General features: G+C 64.1%; 21 protein-coding genes and 1 tRNA gene. 11 read left to right on the top strand and 11 right to left on the bottom strand.

The features are described 5' to 3' along the window. Positions 1-3: 3 nt before the first annotated feature. The 5 genes from BR71_RS17680 to kynB all read right to left on the bottom strand — a co-directional run bounded on the left by BR71_RS17680 (position 4) and on the right by kynB (position 7,209). Positions 4-1,761 carry an ABC transporter ATP-binding protein gene (locus tag BR71_RS17680; RefSeq protein ID WP_043640642.1) on the bottom strand — a complete coding sequence of 586 codons (1,758 nt, stop codon included), beginning with the start codon at positions 1,759-1,761 and terminating at the stop codon, positions 4-6. Then, positions 1,751-3,523: an ABC transporter transmembrane domain-containing protein gene (locus BR71_RS17675; RefSeq protein ID WP_043640639.1), complete on the bottom strand. Its 1,773-nt coding sequence runs from the start codon at positions 3,521-3,523 to the stop codon at positions 1,751-1,753. Before BR71_RS17675 ends, BR71_RS17680 begins: the two co-directional genes overlap by 11 nt. Before the next feature lie 247 nt (positions 3,524-3,770). Further along, on the bottom strand, positions 3,771-5,159 hold the full coding sequence (locus BR71_RS17670) for an amino acid permease (protein WP_043640636.1): 1,389 nt from the start codon (positions 5,157-5,159) through the stop codon (positions 3,771-3,773). A gap of 134 nt (positions 5,160-5,293) precedes the next feature. After that, positions 5,294-6,547 carry a kynureninase gene (kynU, locus tag BR71_RS17665; protein ID WP_043640632.1) on the bottom strand — a complete coding sequence of 418 codons (1,254 nt, stop codon included), beginning with the start codon at positions 6,545-6,547 and terminating at the stop codon, positions 5,294-5,296. An 8-nt stretch (positions 6,548-6,555) separates the two neighbouring features. Beyond that, positions 6,556-7,209 (bottom strand): arylformamidase, encoded by a 654-nt coding sequence (gene kynB, locus BR71_RS17660; protein WP_043640630.1) that lies wholly within the window; start codon positions 7,207-7,209, stop codon positions 6,556-6,558. 140 nt (positions 7,210-7,349) lie between these two features. Here kynB and BR71_RS17655 point away from each other — a divergent pair, with 140 nt between their 5' ends. The 3 genes from BR71_RS17655 to BR71_RS23080 all read left to right on the top strand — a co-directional run bounded on the left by BR71_RS17655 (position 7,350) and on the right by BR71_RS23080 (position 11,026). Continuing rightward, complete coding sequence (locus tag BR71_RS17655; protein ID WP_043640627.1) at positions 7,350-7,820, top strand: Lrp/AsnC family transcriptional regulator; 471 nt, start codon at positions 7,350-7,352, stop codon at positions 7,818-7,820. Between the two features lie 123 nt (positions 7,821-7,943). Beyond that, entirely contained in the window at positions 7,944-10,214 is a 2,271-nt protein-coding gene (locus tag BR71_RS17650; protein ID WP_043640624.1) for a TonB-dependent receptor domain-containing protein, read from the top strand. 257 nt (positions 10,215-10,471) lie between these two features. After that, positions 10,472-11,026, top strand: coding sequence for a DUF2939 domain-containing protein (locus BR71_RS23080; protein ID WP_052370769.1), 555 nt, complete (start codon positions 10,472-10,474; stop codon positions 11,024-11,026). 200 nt (positions 11,027-11,226) lie between these two features. Here BR71_RS23080 and BR71_RS17640 read toward each other — a convergent pair. Continuing rightward, positions 11,227-11,311 (bottom strand) — tRNA-Leu (locus tag BR71_RS17640). An 82-nt stretch (positions 11,312-11,393) separates the two neighbouring features. Then, positions 11,394-12,290: a 16S rRNA (cytidine(1402)-2'-O)-methyltransferase gene (rsmI, locus tag BR71_RS17635; protein ID WP_208854898.1), complete on the bottom strand. Its 897-nt coding sequence runs from the start codon at positions 12,288-12,290 to the stop codon at positions 11,394-11,396. Here rsmI and BR71_RS17630 point away from each other — a divergent pair. From BR71_RS17630 to BR71_RS17610, 5 genes are all read left to right on the top strand, one after another. After that, positions 12,285-13,403, top strand: coding sequence for a penicillin-binding protein activator (locus BR71_RS17630; protein ID WP_043640619.1), 1,119 nt, complete (start codon positions 12,285-12,287; stop codon positions 13,401-13,403). The two genes, rsmI and BR71_RS17630, sit on opposite strands and share 6 nt — an antisense overlap. Then, positions 13,403-13,738 carry a YraN family protein gene (locus BR71_RS17625; protein ID WP_043640616.1) on the top strand — a complete coding sequence of 112 codons (336 nt, stop codon included), beginning with the start codon at positions 13,403-13,405 and terminating at the stop codon, positions 13,736-13,738. The genes BR71_RS17630 and BR71_RS17625 overlap by 1 nt, the downstream gene beginning before the upstream one ends. A gap of 39 nt (positions 13,739-13,777) precedes the next feature. Further along, entirely contained in the window at positions 13,778-14,368 is a 591-nt protein-coding gene (locus BR71_RS17620) for a phosphoheptose isomerase (protein WP_043640614.1), read from the top strand. Continuing rightward, positions 14,368-14,949, top strand: coding sequence for a BON domain-containing protein (locus BR71_RS17615; protein ID WP_019102460.1), 582 nt, complete (start codon positions 14,368-14,370; stop codon positions 14,947-14,949). The genes BR71_RS17620 and BR71_RS17615 overlap by 1 nt, the downstream gene beginning before the upstream one ends. A gap of 134 nt (positions 14,950-15,083) precedes the next feature. Further along, on the top strand, positions 15,084-15,980 hold the full coding sequence (locus BR71_RS17610; RefSeq protein WP_156039025.1) for a DNA-binding protein: 897 nt from the start codon (positions 15,084-15,086) through the stop codon (positions 15,978-15,980). Positions 15,981-15,998: 18 nt separating this feature from the next. Here BR71_RS17610 and BR71_RS17605 read toward each other — a convergent pair whose 3' ends face one another. The 4 genes from BR71_RS17605 to BR71_RS17590 all read right to left on the bottom strand — a co-directional run bounded on the left by BR71_RS17605 (position 15,999) and on the right by BR71_RS17590 (position 19,875). Continuing rightward, positions 15,999-17,192 (bottom strand): sensor domain-containing phosphodiesterase, encoded by a 1,194-nt coding sequence (locus BR71_RS17605; protein WP_043640611.1) that lies wholly within the window; start codon positions 17,190-17,192, stop codon positions 15,999-16,001. Positions 17,193-17,336: 144 nt separating this feature from the next. After that, entirely contained in the window at positions 17,337-18,326 is a 990-nt protein-coding gene (locus tag BR71_RS17600; RefSeq protein WP_043640608.1) for a Tim44 domain-containing protein, read from the bottom strand. Positions 18,327-18,382: 56 nt separating this feature from the next. After that, the gene (gene tsaA / locus BR71_RS17595) at positions 18,383-19,084 is read right to left on the bottom strand and encodes a tRNA (N6-threonylcarbamoyladenosine(37)-N6)-methyltransferase TrmO (protein ID WP_043640607.1); all 702 of its coding nucleotides are present in this window, start codon (positions 19,082-19,084) and stop codon (positions 18,383-18,385) included. Between the two features lie 41 nt (positions 19,085-19,125). Next, on the bottom strand, positions 19,126-19,875 hold the full coding sequence (locus BR71_RS17590; RefSeq protein ID WP_043640605.1) for a GNAT family N-acetyltransferase: 750 nt from the start codon (positions 19,873-19,875) through the stop codon (positions 19,126-19,128). A 198-nt stretch (positions 19,876-20,073) separates the two neighbouring features. Between BR71_RS17590 and mnmG the strand changes: the two genes are divergently transcribed. The 3 genes from mnmG to BR71_RS17575 are packed head-to-tail and all read left to right on the top strand — an operon-like array spanning position 20,074 to position 23,395. Continuing rightward, entirely contained in the window at positions 20,074-21,969 is a 1,896-nt protein-coding gene (gene mnmG / locus BR71_RS17585; RefSeq protein ID WP_043640603.1) for a tRNA uridine-5-carboxymethylaminomethyl(34) synthesis enzyme MnmG, read from the top strand. Continuing rightward, positions 21,966-22,607 carry a 16S rRNA (guanine(527)-N(7))-methyltransferase RsmG gene (gene rsmG / locus BR71_RS17580; protein ID WP_043640600.1) on the top strand — a complete coding sequence of 214 codons (642 nt, stop codon included), beginning with the start codon at positions 21,966-21,968 and terminating at the stop codon, positions 22,605-22,607. The genes mnmG and rsmG overlap by 4 nt, the downstream gene beginning before the upstream one ends. Beyond that, complete coding sequence (locus tag BR71_RS17575) at positions 22,604-23,395, top strand: ParA family protein (protein WP_043589578.1); 792 nt, start codon at positions 22,604-22,606, stop codon at positions 23,393-23,395. Before rsmG ends, BR71_RS17575 begins: the two co-directional genes overlap by 4 nt. Positions 23,396-23,399: the final 4 nt, after the last annotated feature.

Genomic DNA, 23,399 nt, shown 5'->3' with positions numbered 1-23,399 from the left:
GGTTCAGCCGGCTTCCGGCTGCAATTGCTGCAGCAAGTATAGCCGTTGGTAGATGCCGCCCATGGTCATCAATTCCTCGTGGCTTCCGGTTTCGGCGATCTGGCCGTGGTTGAGCACGATGATGCGGTCGGCGTCGCGTATGGTGGAAAGCCGGTGGGCGATGGAGATCAGCGTGATCTGGCCGCGAAGCCGTTCCAGCGCTCTTTGCACCAGCTGCTCGGTTTCGCTGTCGATATGCGAGGTGGCCTCGTCCAGCAGCAGGATGCGCGGCCGGCCCGCCAGCGCGCGGGCGATGGCGATCAACTGCTTCTGTCCGCTGGACAGCCGCGAGCCGCTCTCGCCCATATCGGTGTCGTAGCCCTGTTCCAAGGCCAGGATCAAGTCATGCACCCCGGCGGCGCGTGCGGCGTCCTCGATTTGCTGCTGGGACAGCGGCCGGCCCATGGCGATGTTGTCGCGCGCGCTGGCGGCCAGCAGGAAGGGCTCCTGAGGCACCAGGCCGACGCCGTCGCGGAAGGCCGCGTCGTCGAAAGTGGCCAGCGCTTGGTCGTCTATCAGGATCTCGCCGCTTTGCGGCGCGTAGAAGCGCAGCAGCAGCGACAAGAGCGTGGACTTGCCGCTGCCGGTGTGGCCGACGATGCCGATGAAGCCGCCGGCCGGAATCTCCAGCGAAAGATCAAGCAGCACCGGCCGTTCGGGCTGGTAGCCGAAACTCACCTGGCGGAAGCTGACGGCGCCCCGGCCAATGCGGCCCCCGCCTTGGCCGGCCGTTGCGGCCGGCTCCTGCAGCAGCGCGTCCACCCGCGCCGCCGCCACCACCGCTTGCTGCAGCTGGCTGAACTGCATGGTGATCTGGATCAGCGGGTCCACCATGCGGCCGATATAGCTGATGAAGGCGTAGAGCACGCCTATCTGCAGCGCACCCAGCGGCCGTTGGCTGAAGCTGTAGATCACCCCGGCCAGCAGCAGCACTTTCAGCAAGTCCAGCGCCGGCCGCAGCAGCCAGGCGTTGGCGCTCAGTTCCGCGATCCGCGCCCGGTAGTAATTGTGGTTGGCCTGATCGAAACGCTCGGCGAAGCGGCCGGTGGCGTTGGAGGCTTGCAGCACGCTCATGCCGGAGATGGATTCCGCCATCTGAGCGTTGATGTCGCTGCGCAGCGCGCGGGCTCGCGTCACCGACGGCGCGCTCCAGCGCTGATACAGCCAGACGATGGCCAGCATCGCCGGCAGCAGCATCGCCGCCAGCAGCATCAGCTGCCAATCCAGCCAGGCCATCGCCGCCATCACGCCGATCACCACGATGCTGCTGTCCAGCATCACGAACAGCACCTGCACGTACAACGCCTTTACCGACTCGGTGTCGTTGGTGACGCGGCTGACCAGTTGGCCGGTGATCGCTTTGTCGAAAAAAGCCATCGGCAGCCGGATCACATGGCGGTAAACCTGCTCGCGCAGTCTTTGCACCGAGCGCATCGCCACGCCGGACAGGCGCACCAGTTGCAGATAACGCAGGCTGGAGGCGACGTAGCCGGCCATCAGACAGGCGAGCAGCAGCAGGCCCATTTCCAGCCACTGCGGCGTGCGCGGCAGAAGGTAGCGGTCGATGAATACCTTGCCCAGCAGCGGCGACAGCGCTTCCATCAGCGCGGCGGCGATCAGCCACAGCGTGCCCCACAGCACATGGCGGTTTTCCGGAGCGGCGGATTGGCGCAGCAGGGCCACCGCCCGGCGCCGATTGATCGCGGATTGATCAGATTTCATCCAGGCTGGCCTCCAGTTGTTGGTAGCGCCACTGGCTGGCGTACCAGCCGTTCAGTTGCAGCAGCGCCTCGTGGCTGCCGGCTTCGGCGATGCCGCCGTGCTGCAGCACGATGATGTGGTCGGCGTCGGCCACCGCCGATAGCCGGTGGCTGGCGATGATCACGCTGCGGCCGCGGCGCGCTTCGCGCAGATGGTGCAGGATCTGGGTTTCGGTCTGGGTGTCCACCGCGGACAAGGCGTCGTCCAGCAGCAGCAGCGGCGCGTCGGCCAGCAGCGCGCGGGCGATGGCCAGGCGCTGGCGCTGGCCGCCGGACAAGGCCACGCCTTTTTCGCCCACCGGGGTGGCGTAGCCCTGAGCCAGACGCAGGATATCGTCGTGAACCGCCGCCAGCCGCGCTACGCGTTCGATGTCGCGCTCGGAGGCGTCCGGGCGCGTCAGCGCGATATTGTCGGCCACCGAGGCGGAGAACAGGAAGGACTCCTGCGGCACCCAGCTAATCGTCGCGCGCAAGGCGTCCATCTTGTATTCCTCCAGCGGCACGCCGTTCCAACTGATGCTGCCGGTCGGCAGCGGATATTGGCGCAGCAGCAGGCGCAACAGCGTGGATTTTCCGCTGCCGGTAGGGCCGACGATGCCCAGGGTCTGGCCACGGCTCAGGCGCAGTTCGATCGCGCGCAGCGCCGGCGTCGCCTGTCCCGGGTAAGTGAAGTCCAGATTGTGCCAGCGCAGTTCGCCAGCCGGCTCCGTCGTGTTGGAGCCGCTGTCGTCCACGGACTCGGGCGCGCTCAGCACGGGCTCCAGCCGGTTCCAGCCGGCGCGGCCGCGCTCCAGCAGGGACAACACCCAGCCGGCGGCGAACATCGGCCAGATCAACTGGCCCAGATACATGCTGAAGCTGGTCAGCGCGCCTATGGTCAGTTGTTGTTGCCAGACCAGATAGCCGCCCACGCCTAGCGTGGCCGCCGCCGCGGTGCTCAGGGTCAGCCCCACCACCGGTTCGAACGCTGCCTCCCAACGTTGCGCCTCCAGGCTGTTGTCGGCCGCGGAAGCGGCCAGGCCGGCCAGTTCGCCGCTGTTGCGTTCCTCCAAGCCCAGGGTGCGCAGCGTGCGCACTCCGCTCAGCGTCTCTTGAACGTGGTCGTTGAGCCTGCTGAAGCTTTGCAGCGAGCCGGCCCAAGCCTGGTGCACGCGGCGGGTGATGCGCCAGAAGGCGAAGGCCATTAGCGGGAAGGGCAGCAGCGCGGCGGCGGCCAGCCGCCAGTCTATGCCCAAGGTCATCATCGCCAGCACCATTACCAAGGTCAGGCTGCCGTCGAAGCCCGCCAGCATGGCTTCCCCGGCAGCCATTTCCACCGCGTCGATGTCGTTGGTGGCGCGCGCCATCAGGTCGCCGGTGCGTTGGTGATGGTAGAAGCCCGGTCCCTGACGGCTTAGCCGCTGATACAGCCGGGTGCGCAACTCCACGCCCAACTGGTAGGCGGCGGCGAACAATTGCAGCCGCCAGCCGGCGCGCAGCAAATAGATCACCACGCCGAACAGCAGCAGCCAGCCCAGCTCGCGCAGCAGCTGCGAGCCGCCAAGCTCGCCCTTGGCCAGCAGGTCGACGATTTGGCCGATCTGGCGCGGAATCAGCACGGTGAGCACCGCCACGGCGGCCAGCATCAACGCCGCGCGCAGGTAGTAGGGCCAATGGCGGAGGACGAAGCCGCGCAGCAGCGCGGGCAGGCTGGCGCCGGGGGCGAGATCGGACGGGCGTGACATGGCGGAGGCGGGCTATCCGGATTGGGTATCGAGTCGAACATTCTATGCCGAATCCGATAGCGGTGTCAGAACCTGTTCAAAGTCTGACGCGCTGCGGCGGTACGGTATTGCAAAGGATTTCGAAATGCTCATATACCACGGGTACATTCCGCTTTTCCGGCTGTTTTCGTCTTGTTCCGCTCATAAGCGGAATCCTTTGAACAGGCTCAGGCCGGGCGGACCCGGCCTGGCGATTGCACAACTGGGCTTAATTCGTTTGCGCCGCGGGCGTCAGCCGCGGCCTGCGCACTTTGTGATAGAGGACGACCAGCAACAGCAGGAAGGGCAGGCCGAAGACCAGGGTCAGCCGGAAGACCTCGGTAAAGACGGTGGTGACCATGATCGCCAGCATCAGCACCAGCCCGGTCAGCGTGCTGTAGGGAAACAGGCGCATCTTGAATGGCAGATCCAGCCCGCCGGCCTGATCGTGATGACGGCGGAAGCGAAGATGCGTGTAGAAGATCATCAGCCAGGTGAACATGGCGCCGAACATCGACAAGGAAATCATCAGCGTGAACGCCTGTTGCGGAAACAGCACGTACAGCACCGCCGCCAGCGCGATGCCGCTGGTGGACAGCAGAAGCGCGTTGACCGGAATGCCGCGCGGGTTCAGTTTGCCCAGCCCTACAGGCGCGTCGCCGGCGCGCGACAGGCTGAACATCATGCGGGTGGTGATGTAGAGCTGGCTGTTCATCGCCGACAGAGCGGCCACCACCACCACGAAGTTGAGGATGCCGGCTGCGTAGGGGATATTAAGCACCTGCATCACGGTGACGAAGGGGCTGTTGCCGGAGCCGATGCGGCCCCAGGGCACGATGGCGATGATCAGGCTCAGCGACAGCAGGTAGAACACCACGAGCCGCGCGATCGTGGCGCGGAAAGCCTGGCGCACCGCCTGCTCCGGATTTTCGGCCTCGCCAGCGGCCACCGCGATCATTTCCACGCTCAGATAGCTGAAGATGGAAATGACCACCGCCACCCACATCCCCCAGACACCGTTGGGGAAAAAGCCGCCGTCGGCGCTGAAGTTGTGCGCGCCGTAAGCAGGGTTGCCGCTGCCCCACACTACGTAGCAGCCCATCAGGATGAAGGCGAGGATGGCGAAGATCTTGATGGAGGAGAACCAGTACTCCACGGTGCCGAAGGCCTTGACGCTGGCGGCGTTGACGCCGATCAGCGCGCTGGAGAACAGCAGAATCCAGATCCAGGGCGGGGTGTCTGGAAACCAGTAGCGCATGTATTCGGCCACGGCGGTGATTTCGGTTCCCACCGCCAGCACCACGCAGGCCCAGTAGCTGTAGCGCACCAGGAAACCAGCCAAGGGGCTGACGTAGTGCTCGGCGTAGGCGCCGAAGGAGCCGGAGGTGGCGTGCGCCACCGTCATCTCCGCCAGACAGCCCATCAGCAACAAGGTAATCAGGCCTCCGATGGCGTAGCTGAGCACCACGCTGGGTCCGGCGAAGCCGATGGCGAACTTGCTGCCGAGGAACAGGCCGGTGCCGATGGCGCCGCCGATGGCGATCATGCTCATCTGTCCGGCGGTGAGCCGGCGTTGCAAGCCTTGTTCTCTGTCTTTGATGTCCTGGAAGCTGCTCATGATGTTTCTCCTCTGTAGATGGCGCTATTTGCGGGATCTAACGTCCCTTGCGCTGTTGAGCCGCCGGCCGCGTGAGATCGCGGGCGGCGGCTCTAGGGAGGCGCGACGGTTTGGGACGTCGCGCCGTGCCGGGTTCAGGTTACCTCGCCGCGGCGATGAAACTCCGGGCGGTCCCAACTGCCGCTGTCCAGTATCTCGCGCAGAATTTCCACCGCGTCCCAGATGTCGGCATGGCTCAGGTAAAGCGGGGTGACGCCGAAGCGCAGCACTTCCGGCTCACGGTAGTCGCCAATGACGCCGTTGGCGATCAGCGCCTGCATCACCGCGAAGCCCTGCGGGTGGCGGAAGCTGACGTGGCTGCCGCGGCGCGCGTGCTCGCGAGGGGTGATCAGGGTCAGCGGATGCCCGCCGCAACGTTGTTCCACCAACTCGATGAACAGATCGGTCAGGGCCAGGGACTTGGCGCGCAGCTGCTGGCTGTCCACCTCTCGCGCCACGTCCAGGCCGCACTCCAGCAACGCCAGCGACACGATGGGCTGGGTGCCGCACAGGAAGCGGCGGATGCCCTGGGCCGGCGCGTAGTCGGCGGCCATCTCGAAGGGTTTGGCATGGCCCCACCAGCCGGACAAGGGTTGCCAGAAAGCGTTTTGATGGCGCGGGGCCACCCAGATGAAGGCCGGCGAGCCCGGGCCGCCGTTCAGGTATTTGTAAGTGCAGCCCACGGCGAAGTCGGCGTCCGCGCCCTTCAGGTCAACTTGCAACGCGCCGGCCGCGTGGGCCAGGTCCCAGATCGCCAGCGCGCCGTGTTGATGAGCGCTACGGGTCACCGCGGCCATATCGTAGAGATAGCCGGTGCGGTAATTGACGTGGGACAGCAGCAGCACCGCCACCTTGTCGTCCAGCGCCTGTTCCAGCGGCAGCGCCTCGTCGATCAGGCGCAGTTCATAGCCCTGCTGCAGGAATTCGATCATGCCCTGGATCATGTAGAGATCGGTGGGGAAGTTGTCGCGCTCGGACAGGATCACCTTGCGTTCCGGGTGGGCTTGCCGCTGGATGCGCAAGGCCGCCGCCAGCGCCTTGAACAGGTTGAGCGAGGTGGTGTCGGTGATCACGGTTTCGCCGGGGCCGGCGCCCAGTAGCGGCGCCAGTTTGTCGCCCAAGCGCGTCGGCATTTCGAACCAGCCGGCGGTGTTCCAGCTGCGAATCAGATCATGACCCCATTCGCGGGTGATCACCTGCTGGCTGCGCTCCAGCGCGCCCTTGGGGAGCACGCCCAGCGAGTTGCCGTCCAGGTAGATGGTGTTGGCCGGAAGGTCGAACCGTTGGCGGAAGCCGGCCAGCGGGTCTTGCTGATCGGCGATGAGACAAGCTTCGCGAGTGTGTTTCATGGCGGGTCCTACACGAGAGGGGTGGAAACGGACAAGGGTCGCAGCACGGCGCGCACCGGGCTGGCGTCCAGGTTCATCAACTTCAGCGGCAGCGCGATCAGCTCGTAATCGCCCTCCGGCGCGTGGTCCAACAGCAATTGTTCCAGGATGGCCATGCGTTGACGCGCGGTGGCGTGATGGGCGTCCATGGTTTTGCTGTCCATCGGGTCCAGCGAGGCGGTATCGACGCCGATCAGGCGCACGCCCTGGCCGCCCAGCCAATCTATGGCGGCGGCCTCCACGCCGGGGAAGTCCGCGTCCCAGGACTCCAGCGGGTAGCGCGTATAGCTGCGGATCAACAGGCGCGGCGGCAGCGGCCCGGTTTGGATGGCGAGCCGGGACTGGATCTGCTCCAGCCGGATCAGAGGGCCGGGAGACAGGCAGTGAATCACCCTGCAGGGCCCCAAGTAGGCGTCCAGCGCGACTTGGCCGATGCCTTGGCCGGCGGCCTGGAAGTGGGCCGGCGCATCGGCGTGCGCGCCGCTGTGCGGAGACAGGGTCAGTCGCGCCACGTTGACCGGACAGTGGGCGTCCAGCTGCCAGGCCGGGCTGGCGTCGAAAGCGGTGTCGCCGGGCCAGACCGGCAGGCCGGCGCGCAGCGGGGGGCTGATGTCAAGCAACATGGAGCGGCTCCAGAGAGGCGAAAAGCTTGGAATCATGCTATCACCAAGGCCTCCGCCAGAAATTGCAAGTTGCTCTTGCTGATGGCATGCTTTTCGCAGGAACTGCAGCGAAACGGATAGATAACGATGGGAAATTGCAAATGCAGCTTGATGCGATAGATTGCCGGATTCTTTCCGCATTGCAGCACAACGCCAGGCTCAGCAATCAGGACCTGGCCGATCAGGTGGCCCTGTCTCCGTCCGCCTGCCTGCGGCGAGTGCGCACGCTGGAAAGCCAGGGCCTGATACGCGGTTATCACGCGCAGTTGGACCCGGCCCTGCTCGGCTACGAGCTGGAGGCCATCGTGCACGTGACCTTGGACCGGGCGCGCGAGGATTGGCACGAAGATTTCATGAACCGCATCCAGCAGTTCGAGGAAATTGCCGCCGCTTACATCGTCGCCGGTCCCAGCAACTATGTACTGCACGTCCGTTGTCGCAATCTGGCGGCCTTTAGCGGTTTCATCGTGGAGCGGCTGAACCGCATTCCCGGCATGCGCGACATCTGTTCCTACATCGTGATGCGCACGCTCAAGGATCGGCGCTGGGAGGTGCCGTTGGACGGCAAGTAGCGGCGGAGGTCATTCCGCGGCGAGTATGGGTGTCGCGTGAGGTGGAGTGTGAATAATCACGTTGTTAATGATAATCATTAGCATTAACTTCGGCGCTCCTATCCCAAGTACCCCACCCATATCATGAAATACCGGAGTCTTTCCGCCTGCCTATTGCTGTCGGCGGCTTACCCGCAAACCCTGCTGGCCGCCGAGCCCGCGCCGCAACTGGAAACCGTTCACGTCAGCGCCGAGCGCAAACGCGCGCTTTTGCATGGCGAGGAGCTGGATGCGGCGCAATTGCGCCGCGCGCGCGGCACTGGCAACGCCGACATCTTTTCCGCCCTGCCCAGCGTGCAGGTCAACAATATCCGCAACGAAGCCGGCGCCATCGACCTGGGCATCCGCGGCCTGCAGGGCGAAGGGCGGGTGCCGGTATTGATAGACGGCAGCCTGCAATCCACCCATACCGCCCGCGGCTACCAGGGCACCAGCGACCGTACCTATATCGATTCCGACTTGATCAGCAAGGTCAGCGTGGAGGAGGGGGCCAGCAACGGCGCCTTCTCCAGCGGCGCGATTGGCGGCCTGGTGCAGATGCGTACCTTGGGCGTCGAGGACGTACTGCGTCCGGGCAAGGATTTCGGCGTACTGTTGAAAGGCAGCCTGTACAACAATAACAAGATGCCCGCAGTGCCTGGAGACGAGCGCGACCAAGTGTATTACCAATTGAACAACGGCCTCAGCCCGCGAGTGTTCAACAACGGTTCGGCCACGCTGGCGTTGGCTTATCGGCAGCCTGGCCTCGACGCTCTGCTGGCTTACAGCAAGCGGCGCACCGGCAATTACTTCGCCGGCGTCCATGGCTATGAGGGCTACCCGGAAGCGGTGGTGTCGCGCGGTCAGGAAGTGGTGAACACCAGTTACGAGAGCGACTCTCTGTTGGCCAAGCTGGGCTTCGCGCTGGACGACGCGCAGCGCTTGAAGTTGATCTTCCGCCGCCACCGTCAGCAAGCCGGCGAACTGCTGGCCGCTTACTGGTACAAGAATTCCAACGATAAGAATTTCCAAGAGCTGCCGCCAGGCGTGGAGTCGATGCCGCAATGGGCGCTGGGCAGCGCCGTGGTGCATGCCTATAGCGCCAACTACAGCTATACGCCCAGCGACAACAAGCTGATCGACCTGAACTTGGGCCTGTGGGCCACCGAGGCGGATCTGGATCAGCACAACGGCCTATGGGCCGGCCGCCCCGGCGCCTCCTACGGCGATCAGTACATGCATGCCTACAACAACAAGCGTCACGGTTTCAATGTGCTCAACCGATCAGAACTGGATGTCCTGCCCTTGAGCCTGAGCTACGGCCTGGCCTTCCAGCAGGAGCGCACCCAGCCCACCAGCCGCTACACCGAGCAGCCGAGGACGCTGGAAGCGTCGCGCAACGGGGTGCGCAATGAGCGCAGCCTGTTCGCCAACGCCGTCCTGTCCTATCGCTGGGCCAGCTTCTCTCTGGGCACGAATCTGCATGGTTCGACCACGCGCGACTATTCGACCAATCTGGAAGCGGATTACGCGCCCAAGCTGGACCTGACTGGCCAGGTGGACGTTCATCTGGCCAAGTGGCTGGATGTTTACGCCAAAGGCGGCCGCGCCTACCGCACCCCCAGCCTGTACGAAACAACCACCTCGTCCGAGGTCTTCAGCTACAACCCTTACAACCCCTTGCGGCCGGAGCGTTCGCTGAACCTGGAACTGGGCCTTAAGGCGAGTTTCCAGAACGTGTTCCGCGATCAGGAGCGCATCGGCTTCAAGGCCGCCTATTTCGACAACAAGGTAGCGGACTATATTTCCAGCGCCTGGCTGGACAGGACGCCGGGCATGCCGTCGTGGCAGGGCAATCTGACCTTCCTCAACTACGACAAGGTGGAGCTGCGCGGCTATGAATTCGGCTTGGACTACCATAGCCCGTCCTTCTTCGTGGAAGCCGCCGCCACTCGCTACCTGGACCCGGAAGTGTGTTCGGTGAACCAGGCGACCCGGCGCGACGCCGCGGTGTGCAATCCGAACGGCTTCGCCTGGAGTCTGATCCCGACCCGCATCCCGCCCAAGAGCGTATACGTGATTTCCGCCGGCAAGCATTTGTTGAACGGCGATCTGACCGTGGGCGGACGCTGGCGCTACCATTCGGGCAAGACCAATCCGGCGGACTGGCTCAAGGGCACTGGCGCGCAACCGGTGTTGGAACTGGCGTCCGAACGCTTGGTGGACCTGTTCATCGAGTACCGCCTGAACAAGCAAGTCAACGTGAATTTCAATGTGGATAACCTGACCAACCGCTATGCGGTGGATCCCGGCTCCGTGATCAGCATGCCGATCCCGGGGCGGACCATACGGATGGGGATGGAGGCGCGCTTCTGAGAGCCTGCTCAAAGCCTGCTGCGCTTCGTGGAGGGTTGCACGGTGAGTACAAGCTCAAAATGCTCATGTACCCTTCGTACACTCCGCTTTTTCGCTCGTTTTCGTCTAGTCTCGCTCTTGCTCGCGTGGCTTTGAACAGGCTTAGGGAAACCGGCCGCGCGTTTTTTGCCGTGGCCGGCGGGAATCTGCGCGCCGGCCGGCGGTCTGTAGACTTTATGAGCCGTATGGACGCGGCCGCTCGATTCAGGGGGATAAGCATGAGCATCAAAGTGAAGCTGGCGCTGGGCGCGGCGGTGTTGGCCTTGGGGGCGTGGTTCTACGCGACGCCGTATCTGACGGTGCGCGGGATGCAGCAGGCGCTGGACGCGCGCGACGCGGCCAAGTTGTCCGGTTATGTGGACTACCCCGCCTTGCGCAATAGTCTGAAAGAGGCGGTTGCGCCCAAGTCGGTGCTGGAGTTGAACCAGTCCAAGGATAAGAATCCTTTGGCGGCGATGGGCGCGGCCATTGCCGACGCGGTGATCGCCCCGGTGGTGGACGCCATGGTGACGCCGGAAAGCCTGGCCTTGATGATGCGGGGGATCAAGCCCAAGCCGGGTCTGCCGCAAGGCGGCGCCGATGAGCCGGCGACCGGCGGCGGCGCATCGGAAGATCGGCGCGCCGGCGTGGACACGGCCATGGGCTATGAAGACATTGACCGCTTCGTGGTGACGGTGAAACAGAAGGAGAAACCCGAACAGTCCTTGGGCTTGATTTTCAAGCGCGATGGCTGGTTCGGCTGGAAATTGTCGGCGGTGCGGCTGCCCGAATAAGAAGCTGCTGACGATCCGCCACATGTTGGCTTGTGGTGTTGAAACCCGCATTGGAAATGCTCATGCGCGATCGGCGCATTCCGCTTGCTCAGCGGGTTTCGTCTTGTCTCGTCTCAGTCCGCGCTAAGTAGAGAAGACAACAAAAAACCCGCATAGCTTGCGCTGTGCGGGGTTTTTGGGGTTTCGGCTTGCCAAATCGCTGGTGCCCAGAGTCGGACTCGAACCGACACACCTTGCGGCGGGGGATTTTGAATCCCCTGCGTCTACCAATTTCGCCATCCGGGCGTCTTCGGCATTCCGAGAACACGAATGATAGCGATAGCAAATCGCTTTGTAAATCCTTTTTTCCCAGGCGCTGGGCGACGGCTCAATCCTGCTTCAGTTTGAGCGCAAGGTCATAGAGCTGTTTGCGGTTGCCGTCGCAGATCTGCGCGGCCAGGGAGGCGGCCTGTTTGGTGGGCAATTCCGCCGCCAGCAGCTTGAGCACGCGCACGGTTTCTTCCGGCACGGCGTCATCGGTTTCGTCGCGCGCCGGGGCTGCGTCCAGGATCAATACAATCTCGCCGCGCTGCTGGTTGGAATCGGACTCCACCCACTCCAACATTTCCTGGGCGGGGAGATTGCGGAAGGTCTCGAAGGTTTTGGTCAGCTCGCGCGCCAGCAGTACGCGGCGTTCCGCACCCAGCTCCGCCACGATGTCTCGCAGGGCGTCGACGATGCGGTGAGGCGCTTCATAGCACACGGTCAGATGTTGCGCGGATTGCCATTGGCGCAGCGTTTTGCGGCGCTCGCCGCTCTTGGGCGGCAAGAAACCGTGAAACAGGAAGGACTGCGCGGTCAATCCGCTGGCGGACAAGGCGGCGATCACCGCGCTGGAGCCGGGCACCGGCCGCACCGGCAAGCCGGCGGCGCGAACCGCTTCCGCCAGCCGCGCGCCGGGGTCCGACACCGCCGGCGTGCCGGCATCCGATACCTGCACCACGATTTGGTCTTCGGACAGCCAGCGCACCACTTGTTCGGCCATGCCGCGCTCATTGTGCTCGCGCAGGCTGACCAGGCGTTTAGCGTGGATGCCGTAGGCGGACAGCAGTTGTCCGGTGACGCGCGTGTCCTCGGCGCAGACCACGTCGGCGGCGCTGAAAGCCGCCAAGGCGCGGGCGCTGATGTCCGCCAGATTTCCAATGGGCGTGGCCACCACATATAATGTGCCGCGACAGAAACTTTCCCTGGCTGATTCAAGCAGATGAGCGAACGAAGTATGCAAAGACTGACTCCGCTGTTGGTTGGCGTCTTGATGACTTGGTTGACGCCGACAATGGCGCAAACCCCGGACTATATCATCCAAAGCAACACCGCGCCGCTCAAGTTGCTGGGCCAGCCGGCGCCGAAGCCGCTTGTTCCGAAGGCCGCGCCGCGCGATGCCAGCGCGACGGCGACGAAACCGCAGCCGGTCAACGGCCGCCTGCGCGTCGGCCTGCTGCTGCCCACCGGCTCAGCCACTTTGGGCGAAGCCGCCGCGGTGGTGCGCAGCGGAGTGGAGGCGGCGGCGAGCGTGGATCAGAACGCCGAGCTGGTGCCCATAGACGCGTCCGAGGACACCGCGGTGGCCAGCTACCGTCAGGCGCTGGCTGGCGGGGTCAATGTGGTGATAGGCCCGCTGTCGCGCGGCGCCATCGCCGCGGTGGCGCCGCTGGTGTCGGTGCCCACGCTGGCCTTGAATTCGATAGGCCGTGAAGTGCCGGCCAACCCCAAACTGTTCTCCTTGTCGCTGATCGTCGAAGGCGAGGCGCGCCAAGTAGCGCGTCTGATGTATGCGGACGGCAGGGCCAACCCCTTGCTGTTGTTCGGCGCGGACAACCTGTCCCAGCGGTTGCGCCAGGCTTTCATCGACGAGTGGAGAGCTTTGAGCCGCGGCAAGTCGCCCATGACCTTGGAAGCCAAGCAGGACAGTCTGCCGGCGATACTGCAGGCGGCGGCCGGCGCGGACGCGGTGTTCATGGCGCTGGACGCCCAGGAGGCCGGCATCGTCAAGGCCGCGCTGGCGCCGGAACTGCCGGTGTACGGCACCTCACAGCTCAACGGCCGCGGCAGCGTGGCGGCGTTGGCCGGAGTGAGGGTGATAGACATGCCCTGGTTCCTGATGCCGGAGCACCCGGCGGTGAAACGCTATCCGCGGCCGGCGACGGCGTTGACGATGCAGACTGAGCGTTTGTATGCCCTGGGCGTGGACGCCTGGCGGCTGGCGGTGCTGCTGGCGGGCGCCAGGCAGCCGGCGGGGCTGAGGCTGGACGGCGTCACCGGCGACCTGAGGCTGGGGCGCGACCGTCTGTTCGAGCGTCAGTTGCCGATGGCGGTGCTAAGCGTGGAGCAACCGTAGTGAATCTTCAGGGCCGGCTTGCCGAGGATAGGGCGCTGGCCTGGCTGCTGAAACGGGGCCTGACGCTGGTGGAGCGCAACTGGTCCTGTCGCGGCGGCGAAATCGATCTGATCATGCGCGATGGGCGCTACTGGGTGTTCATCGAAGTGCGTCATCGCGCCAGCGCGGCCTTTGGCGGCGCGGCCGCCAGTATAGGCGCGGTCAAGCAAAGGAAACTCATGCTGGCCGCCGAGGTCTATCTGTCCCAAAAGGGAATAGACGCGCCATGCCGTTTTGACGCGGTGTTGACCGTGGGCGAGGCGGAGCCGCAATGGCTGCAGAATATTTTCATGTAGTGCTATGGGCCGATAGGCCCTAAAAGATAAGGATGTCCCATGGATTTGATTGACCGCGTCAGCGGGCATTTCCTGGAAAGCATCGCCGTCAAGCAAGAGGCGATGGAGCTGTTGTCGCCGGCGATAGCCGCGGCGGCGGAACAGATGGTGGCTTGCCTGATGAACGAAGGCAAGATTCTGGCTTGCGGCAATGGCGGTTCGGCGGCGGACGCGCAAAACTTCGCCGCGGAAATGGTGGGGCGCTTCGAGAAGGAGCGGCCGGGATTGGCGGCGATTTCGCTGGCCACGGACAGTTCCGCCTTGACCGCTATCGGCAACGATTACGATTTCGACATGGTGTTTTCCAAGCAAGTGCGCGCGCTGGGACATACCAATGATTTGCTGCTGGCGATTTCGGCGTCCGGCAATTCCGCCAATGTGATCGAGGCCATCTACGCGGCGCACGAGCGCGGCATGAGCGTGATCGCCTTGACCGGCATGGATGGCGGCAAGGTGGCCGAGATCCTGTCGCCGGAAGACATTCAGTTGATTGTGCCGGCGTTGCGCCGTTGCCGGATTCAGGAAGTGCACACCCTGGTGGTCCACGCCTTGTGCGACACCATTGATTACATGCTGTTGGGAGGTGAATGATGAAGCGTCGCGTATTCGCGGTATTGCTGGCTGCTGGTTTCAGCAGCGCCTTGAGCGGTTGTTTCGGCGTAGTGGCGGCGGGCGCCGCCGGCGGCGCGCTGGTGGCCACCGACCGTCGCACTAGCGGCGCCTATGTGGACGATCAGGGCATCGAACTGAAAGCCGCCGACCAGATCGGCAAACTGTTGCCGTCCGCCCACGTCAACACCACCAGCTTCAACCGCGCGGTGTTGCTGACCGGCGAAGTGCCCAGCGAGCAGGCGCGCCAGCAAGCGGAACTGACAGCGCGCGGCATCCCCAATGTGCGCCGTGTGTTCAATTACACGGTAGTGGCGCCTTCGTCCGGCTTTTCCGAGCGCAGCAGCGATACCTGGGTGACCAGCAAGGCGCGCACCCGGCTGCTGGACGGCAAAGGCTACAACCCCAACAACGTCAAGGTAGTGACCGAGCGCGGCGTGGTCTACATGCTGGGCATGGTGACCCAGGCCGAAGGCGCTGCGGCGGCGAAGGTGGTCAGCGAGACTTCCGGTGTGCAAAAAGTGGTGACCCTGTTCGAATACATCAACGACATCGCGCAGTGACGCGGATGTCCCGCGAGGACCAGCCCGGCTTAGGCCGGGCTTTTTCATTGTCAGGCGGGGCGGGGGCGAGGAATCGCCTATTTTTTTAGGAAAAATCCTATGTCCGCTTGCCGGCGGTTCTGCTGGAATTTGCCTTGCTGCCGAACCCTGTGGGTTTCGGCGTATTTCTGACGCCTGGCATCCGCCAGGCGTACCGGCAACGCAGTTGGAAAGATGGGCGAGGACGCGGCTTTATGAACCAGGCGGGCAAGATATCGGCGGAGACACGGGAGCGCATTATCGCGGCGGCTACGGAACTATACGAGAAGTCCGGTCGCAAGCAGCACCCCGCCGTGGACCAGGTCCGCCAACTGGCGGGCGTGGACATGGACTCGGCCAGCGTGGTGCTCAAAGACTGGCGGCGAGTGCAGCCGGCGACGGCGGCGGCCTTGGACGGGGAGGTGCCGGAAGGCGTCAGCCAGGCGGGGCTGGCCGCGTTGGAAGCGATCTGGACGCAAGCCAAGGCGCTGGCCAACGACAGCTTGAGCGCCGCCCAGGCGGCCTGGGAGCGGGAGCGGGCCGAACTGGACCATCTGCGCGCCGAGCTTGCCGACGCCTTCGAACGTCAGGCAGCCGAGCTGGACGCCACGCGCCGTCAGCTGTCGGCTTCCTTGGCCTTGACCGCGCAGCAGGCGCAAGACCTGGCGGTGGCGCAGCCGCAGGCGGAAGCGTTCCGCGAGCGCATGGACAAGGCCGAGGCCCGCGTCGGCGAACTGGAGCGGGAGTTGTCCGAGGCGAAAAGCCAGTTGTTGAAGGCTCAGAGCGAGTTGCGCCTGAGCGCCGCGGACAGCCAAGCGGCGGAAACCGCGCTGGCCAAGCTACGCGGCGAATTGCTGCAAGCCGGCGCCAGCGCCGCGATGAAGGCGGAAGTGGCTCGGATCAAAACGCCTCCCAAACCGATGGCCGCGCCGGAGCCCGGCGACGAGGAGCCCTCCTTGACGGCCGCCTATACGCCGCAGCCGGCCGCCGAGGACATTCTGAAGTTTCGTTGATGCGTAGCGCGGCCGCGGTCAGTGTTGGGGAATCAGCACGTCGGCGCACAGCACGTGCATGATTTCGTCGATTTCTATCGCCATCGAGATGGTTACGCAGGAACGGGTGTCTGTCATCGACAGATACGGCTCGCTCATATACAGCACGCCGGGTTGGTCCACCGCATGTTGAAAGTAGCTGCGCCGAGACCAGACCGCGCCGGTGGTATCCAGCAGCGGCGCGAACTTGGGGTTGGCGGCGGCTTGCGGCTGGCGGCTGTTGAGGTTGCGGCCGATTTGGCGTCCGGCGCTGTCCAGCAGGAAGCAGCGCACCACGTCCGGCAGCGCCAGCATCGGCTTGGCGGCCAAGTCGAATGGCGTGCCTTGCATGAGCGAGATGGCGCTTTGAACAAAAGATTGTCGCGCCAGCTCGATCTGGCGCCGGGTCAGTTTGCGTTTCAGCAGTTCGCGCGCCATCAGCTCATCCCAGCGCTCATCGATGCGCGGGGTGATGATGTGGTCCTGATCCGGCTGGTCGCTGGGGTGGGCGACGAAATAGCCTTGCACCAAATCGCAGCCCGATTCCAGCGCGATCAGAACATCCTGATCGGTTTCTATCCCTTCTTCCACCACCAAGGCACCAATTTCGTGCATCAGCCGCACCAGCTTGGCCAGCAGATTGCGGGTGCGTGGCTGATGGACGGCGGCGCGCAGCAGGTGTCGGTCGAATTTGACCAGGTCCGGCTCTAGCTGGCAGACCCGGTCCAGATTGGAGTGGCCGACGCCGAAGTCGTCGATGGCGATTAGAAACCCGCTGCTTTTCAGTACATTGACGCCTTCAATCAGCGCCTCGTCCACTTCCAGCACATGTTCCAGCACTTCCAGCACCACCTGGCTGGGGTCCAGCCCGGCGGCCTTGATGCTGTTGGCCAAGGCCATCGCGCGTTCTGGCCGCGACAAGGACGCGGCGTCGATATTGAGAAACAGCCAGCAAGGGTGGTCGCTCTGCATCTGGCTGAAACGGACGGCATGGGCTTCGCTCGCGGCCAGATCCAACTGGTGGCGGCGTTCGGGAGAGACGACGGAGTAAAAGGCCTCCGCCGGCGTCAGCGGCGAGGTGTCCTGTCTGGCGCGCAGCAAGGCTTCCATTCCTATCGTGCGGCGATGGGCCAGGCTGTAGATAGGCTGGAAGTGACTGCCGAGTTTCAAGCCGGCATGCTCGAATTCTTTCATGGAATAGCTGCCCTCCGTGGCGCGGACTCTATGGCCAGTATTGTTTTTTTGCCTGAAGCAATTGGCATTCCAGTTTAGTGCATCGCCATTAAAAATAAAAAACGGGCCAAGAGGCCCGTTTGGATAAAGATGTTAAAAACCTTATTACTGTTGGATGCCCGCCACCAACCACTTGCCGTTGGTGCTGTCGTCCTTGATGTAGTGCCAGTATTCGGTGAACGGCTCGGCCGGCGCGTTTACGGCTTCGCTGACCATGCCGGAGAAGCGCACGCTGGCGATATAGCGGTTGCCTTCGGTGCTGGCTTCGGACAGCTGGCAGTCCAACTGCGGGAAGTCGGCCACGTCGGTATTGCCGGCGATGTCCTCGCGCAAGGCGTTGAACAGGTCCGGCGTCATGTACTTGCGCACTTCTTCCAGGCTTTCCGTGCTGTTCAAGCTTTGCAGGTGCAGGAAGGTGGCCTTGGCCTGACGCAGGAAGTTCGGGGTTTCCGTGCCGTCCGGCAGGCGGGCCGGGGCGTCGTAGGCCGCAGCCGCGCCGAAGGCCGGCTGCGCGCCGCCCAGGCCGGAGCCGATTTTCGGGATGGAGTCGAAACGCGCCGGCTCCTGATAGCCGCCCATGTTCTGCGGCATGCCTGCCGGCTGCGCCGAGCCCATGGCCGGACGCGCCGCTCCGGCCTTGCGGCGGAAGAACATATAGCCGCCTACCAGCACCAGGCCCAGCAGGGCCAGCGTGCCCCAGGGCATGCCGCCGCTCTTCTGCGGCTGCTGGCCTTGGGCTTGCGCCGCGAGGGCCGGATCTGCGTTGCCGTTAGCCGTGGCGGGAGCTTGCTGTTGGCCGCCTTTGTCGCTCATGGCGGAGCCCAGCATATAACCGGCTGCCGCGCCGGCTGCGCCGGCGGCTACGGCGGTGCCGATGCCGGGGCCGGACTTGGGTTGAGCTTGAGCCGGCGCAGGCGCTTGCGCGGGCGGAGCCACCGGGCGTGCCGGCGCTTGTTGTTGGTAAGAACGGGTGGGGGCCGAGCGCTGCATGCCGGCGCTCTTGCCTTTACCTAGGCGGGCCGCTTCCGCGAACGGGGCGGCCAACATGGAAACCATGGTGAAGGCGAGCATGATCGTCTTCGCGCGGGTGGTCATATTTGCTTTTTTCCTGAGTGGTTGGTATCGCCCCGGTATGACTGGGGCGCAAAAAATTAGTTCGGGGTCAATGGCTGAATTTCAATGACTTGCGCATGGTTTTTTTCCACGCGGAAGCGCACGTTCCACTGGTGCAGCGCCACGCCGTAAATCCGTTCCGGGTCGTCCTGGTAGGCCGGGCGCGGATCCTGGGCCAGCACCTGTTCCACCAGCGCGGCGAAATCGTCCGGCAGGCTGGCTTCGGTGGCCAGTTGCGCGTGAGCTGCGGCGTCCCAGCCCACGCTCAATTGCGGCGGCGGGCCATCGACGAAGCCGCCGCGGGCGTCGGCCCTGGCTTCGACGAAGGGTATATAGGGTTTGATGTCCAGCACCGGGGTGCCGTCCAGCAGGTCGGCGCCCTCCAGCGTCAGCACTACCTTGGGCTGGGTGTCCACGCGCAACAGCCGCACCAGTGACAGGCCTAGCGGATTGGGGCGATGGGTGGCGCGGCTGGCGAATACGCCGACCTTGGCGTTGCCGCCCAGCCGCGGCGGCCGCACCAGCGGCTGCCAGCCGCGGTCGGCGGTTTGATGAAACACGAAGCTGATCCAGACGTGGGAAAACGCGTCCAGACCGCGCACCATGTCCGGGTGGTCGTAGGGCGGCAGCAGCTCCAGCGTGATGCGGGCGGCGTTGACCAGCGAGGGCTGGCGCGGGATCCCGAATTTCTCGCGGTAGGGCGAATGGATCACGCCTATCGTTTCAAAGGTGTAACTCATGGCCGGATTGTAGCATCCGACCATGCGCCAAGCGCTTGTCGCTAGCCGACGAAGTGCTTGTTGTAGCGGCTGCTCAGCCGGCCCATGGGCAGCAGCATGAAGAAGTCCGCGCAGTTGAAGTCCGGGTCCCAGGCCGGCTCGCCGCAGATATAGGCGCCGGCGCGCAGATAGCCCTTGATCAGCGCCGGCATCGGCGCGGAGGGGGCGTCGTCGCAGACTCGGTCCAGAGGCAGCGGCAGGTGGGGGAACACCCGCCATTCCGCCGGCGACAGGTGCTTGGCTTCCAGTTGACGGTACAGACTGACCGCCTGGTGGCCGCCGTCGCTCAGCGACACGCTGGCGCAGCCGGCCAGGTATTGACCGCCGTGCAGTTGAACGTAGTCGGCCAGGCCGGACCAGAGCAGGGCGATCACCGCTCCGGAGCGGAAATCGCGGTGCACGCAGGAGCGGCCCACTTCGATCAGGCCGGCGCGCAGGTGGGCCAGCCGGGTCAGATCGAACTCGTGCTCGGAATACAGGCTGGGCGCGCGGCGCGCCATAGCCGGGGACAGCATGCGGTAAGTGCCCACCACCAGGCCGCTGGCGGCGTCTTCCACGATCAGGTGGTCGCACAACTCGTCGTACTCGTCGCAATCGATGCCTAGATCGCGCGAGCCGAGCTCCGCGCCCATTTCTCCGGCAAACACATCGAAGCGCAGCTTCTGCGCGCGGCGGATATCCTGCGCTTCACTGGCCACGCGCACGCTCAGGCGCGGTTTGGCGCTCACGGCAAGCTGTTCATTTAGCAGCATGTTTTGCTCCCTTTTGTGGTGAGCCCCATGCTAGGCAGCTTGTTTGACGCGGCGATGTCTTTAATATGACTATCGGGTGACCGGCGCTTGACGCCGCGGTTACCAGCTGGATTTATTGAAATCAACGACTTACGCTGGTTAAGGATTTGGCGTAGAATAGGCCGTTTTTCCGTTCGATTTGCTCTTTCCGACAAAGCCATGATTTATCCGACAAACTTCGACGTGATAGTGGTGGGCGGCGGCCATGCCGGCACCGAGGCCGCTTTGGCGGCCGCGCGCATGGGCTGCAACACCCTTCTTTTGACGCACAACATCGAGACGCTGGGTCAGATGTCGTGCAATCCGTCGATCGGCGGCATCGGCAAGGGCCATCTGGTCAAGGAAGTGGATGCCCTGGGCGGCGCAATGGCGCTGGCCACCGATATCGGCGGCATCCAGTTCCGCACGCTGAACGCCTCCAAGGGCCCGGCGGTGCGCGCCACCCGCGCGCAGGCCGACCGCATTCTGTACAAGGCTGCGATCCGCGAGATGCTGGAGAACCAGCCCAATCTGACCTTGTTCCAGCAGCCTGTGGACGATCTTCTGGTTGAAGGCGACTGCGTCGCCGGCGCCATCACCGCCATTGGCATCACTTTCCGCGCCAAGACCGTGGTGTTGACCGCCGGCACCTTTCTGTCCGGCAAGATCCATGTGGGCATGGAAAACTATACCGGCGGCCGCGCCGGCGATCAGGCCGCGTCCACGCTGGGCGCGCGCTTGCGCGAACTCAACCTGCCGGTCGGGCGCCTGAAAACCGGCACGCCGCCGCGCATCGACGGCCGCAGTGTCGACTTCTCCGTAATGGAAGAGCAGCCGGGCGACACGCCGGAGCCGGTATTCTCCTACCGCGGCAGCCGCGCGCTGCACCCCAAGCAGCTGCCGTGCTGGATCACCCACACTAATGAACGCACCCACGAGATCATCCGCTCCGGTTTCGACCGCAGCCCGATGTTCACTGGAGTGATAGAAGGCGTGGGCCCGCGTTACTGCCCGTCTATCGAAGACAAGATCAACCGTTTCGCGGACAAGGATAGCCACCAGGTGTTCCTGGAGCCGGAAGGCCTGACCACGCACGAGTTCTACCCCAACGGGATTTCCACCAGCCTGCCCTTCGACATCCAACTGGCGGCGGTGCGTTCGATCCGCGGAATGGAAAACGCCCACATTCTGCGGCCCGGCTATGCGATCGAATACGATTATTTCGATCCGCGCGGTTTGAAGGCCTCTCTGGAAACCAAGGCGATCCAGGGTCTGTTCTTCGCCGGTCAGATCAACGGCACCACCGGCTATGAAGAGGCCGCCGCTCAGGGCCTGCTGGCCGGCATGAACGCCGCCTTGTTCGCCCGGGACCAGGCTAGCTGGTGCCCGCGTCGCGACGAGGCCTATCTGGGCGTGCTGGTGGATGACTTGATCACCAAGGGCGTGGCCGAGCCCTATCGCATGTTCACCAGCCGCGCCGAATTCCGCTTGCAGTTGCGCGAAGACAACGCCGACCTGCGCCTGACCGAGATCGCCCGCCAGCACGGCCTGATCGGCGATGCCCAATGGGACAGCTTCTGCCGCAAGCGCGACGCGGTGGAGGCGGAGAAGGCGCGGTTGAAAGCCACCTGGCTGCACCCGTCTCGGCTGAGCGACGCCGCCGCGCTGCAAGCGCTGCTGGGCAAGGCGATTGAACGCGAGTACAGCCTGTACGATTTGCTGAAACGCCCCAACGTTGCCTATGCCGATTTGATGACCTTGCCGGAGGCCGGCGGCGCGGTGGCTGACGAGGCGGTTGCCGAGCAGGTGGAAATTCAGGTCAAATACCAAGGCTATATCAACCGCCAGAACGAAGAACTGGCGCGCCGCGACAACCTTGAGGACGTGCGCCTGCCGGCCGATATCGACTATGGTCTGGTCAAGGGCCTGTCCAAGGAAGTGCAGCAGAAACTGAACCAGCAACGCCCGGAGACCCTGGGGCAGGCTTCACGCATCCAGGGCATCACCCCGGCGGCGGTTGCTCTTTTGATGGTCCACTTGAAACGCGGCTTTGCCGACGCAACGAAAACCGCATGACACATACCACAGAACTACAACAAGGCCTGTCGCAGCTGAAACTGGAACTGAGCGACGCGCAAATCGATTTGCTGGACCGCTACCTGGCGCTGCTAGCCAAGTGGAACCAGACTTACAACCTGACCGCTGTGCGCGAGGAAAAGCGCATGGTCAGCTACCATCTGCTGGATAGCCTGAGCCTGGTGCCGCATCTGGACGGCGGCAGCCGTTTGCTGGATGTGGGCTCCGGCGGCGGCATGCCCGGCATTCCGGCGGCGATCGCCCGCCCGGACTTGCAGGTGGTGCTGTTGGATTCCAATCATAAGAAAACCACCTTCCTGCGCCAGGTGGTGGTGGAGCTGGGCCTGCCCAATGTACAGGTGATGACCGAGCGGGTAGAGGCTTACCAGCCGGAGCAGAAGTTCGACCGCATCACCAGCCGGGCGTTTTCCGAACTGGCCGAGTTCGTCAAGCTGACCCGCCACCTGTTGGCGGAGCAGGGTCAATATGTCGCAATGAAGGGTGTCTATCCTTACGAGGAAATCGCCTTGTTGCCGCAGGGTACGGCGGTTTCCGAAGTATTGCCGGTGACAGTGCCGGGCCTGGATGCCGAACGGCACCTGGTGAGAATGCGCCTGGAAGGGGTGGGTGCGCAATGAATTCAAGGGTGATCGCGGTCGCCAACCAGAAGGGCGGGGTCGGCAAGACCACGACTGTGGTGAATCTGGCGGCGGGCCTGGCCGACTTGGGCCGGCGCGTGCTGATTGTCGATCTCGACCCGCAGGGCAATGCCACCATGGGTAGCGGCATCGCCAAGCAATCCCTGAAGTTGTCCGGCTACGACGTGCTGCTGGGGGAGGCCTCGGTTGAAGAGGCGCGCCAGCCGGCGAAGGAGGGCGGCTACGACGTGCTGCCCGCCAACCGCGATCTGGGCGGCGCGGAACTGGAGCTGGTCAATGAACTGGCGCGCGAGGCGCGGCTGAAGAACGCGCTGCAGGCGGTGGAGGAACAGTACGACTACGTGCTGATAGACTGCCCGCCGTCGTTGAACCTGCTGACATTGAACGGACTGGTGGCGGCGCACAGCGTGCTGATCCCGATGGTGTGCGAATACTATGCGCTGGAAGGCCTGTCGGACTTGGTGGCGACCTTGCGCAAGGTGCGGGTGGCGGTGAATCCCAAGATCGAGATCATGGGGTTGCTGCGAACCATGTTCGACGCGCGCAATAATTTGTCGCAGCAGGTGTCCGAGCAACTGGCCCGCCATTTCGGCGCCAAGGTGTTCGACACCGTGATCCCGCGCAATGTGCGGCTGGCGGAAGCGCCCAGCCACGGCTTGCCCGGCCTGGTTTACGATCGCGCCTCGCGCGGCGCTCAGGCTTATCTCGCGCTGGCGCAAGAGCTGGCGGACCGGCTCGAGCCCGCAACCACAACTCCCTCCGTCTAAGCAA

This window comes from Chromobacterium haemolyticum DSM 19808, from assembly GCF_000711885.1.
Lineage (GTDB): Bacteria > Pseudomonadota > Gammaproteobacteria > Burkholderiales > Chromobacteriaceae > Chromobacterium > Chromobacterium haemolyticum.
The sequence above is the reverse complement of the archived record's forward strand: the minus strand, read 5'-3'. Positions and strand labels throughout refer to the sequence as shown.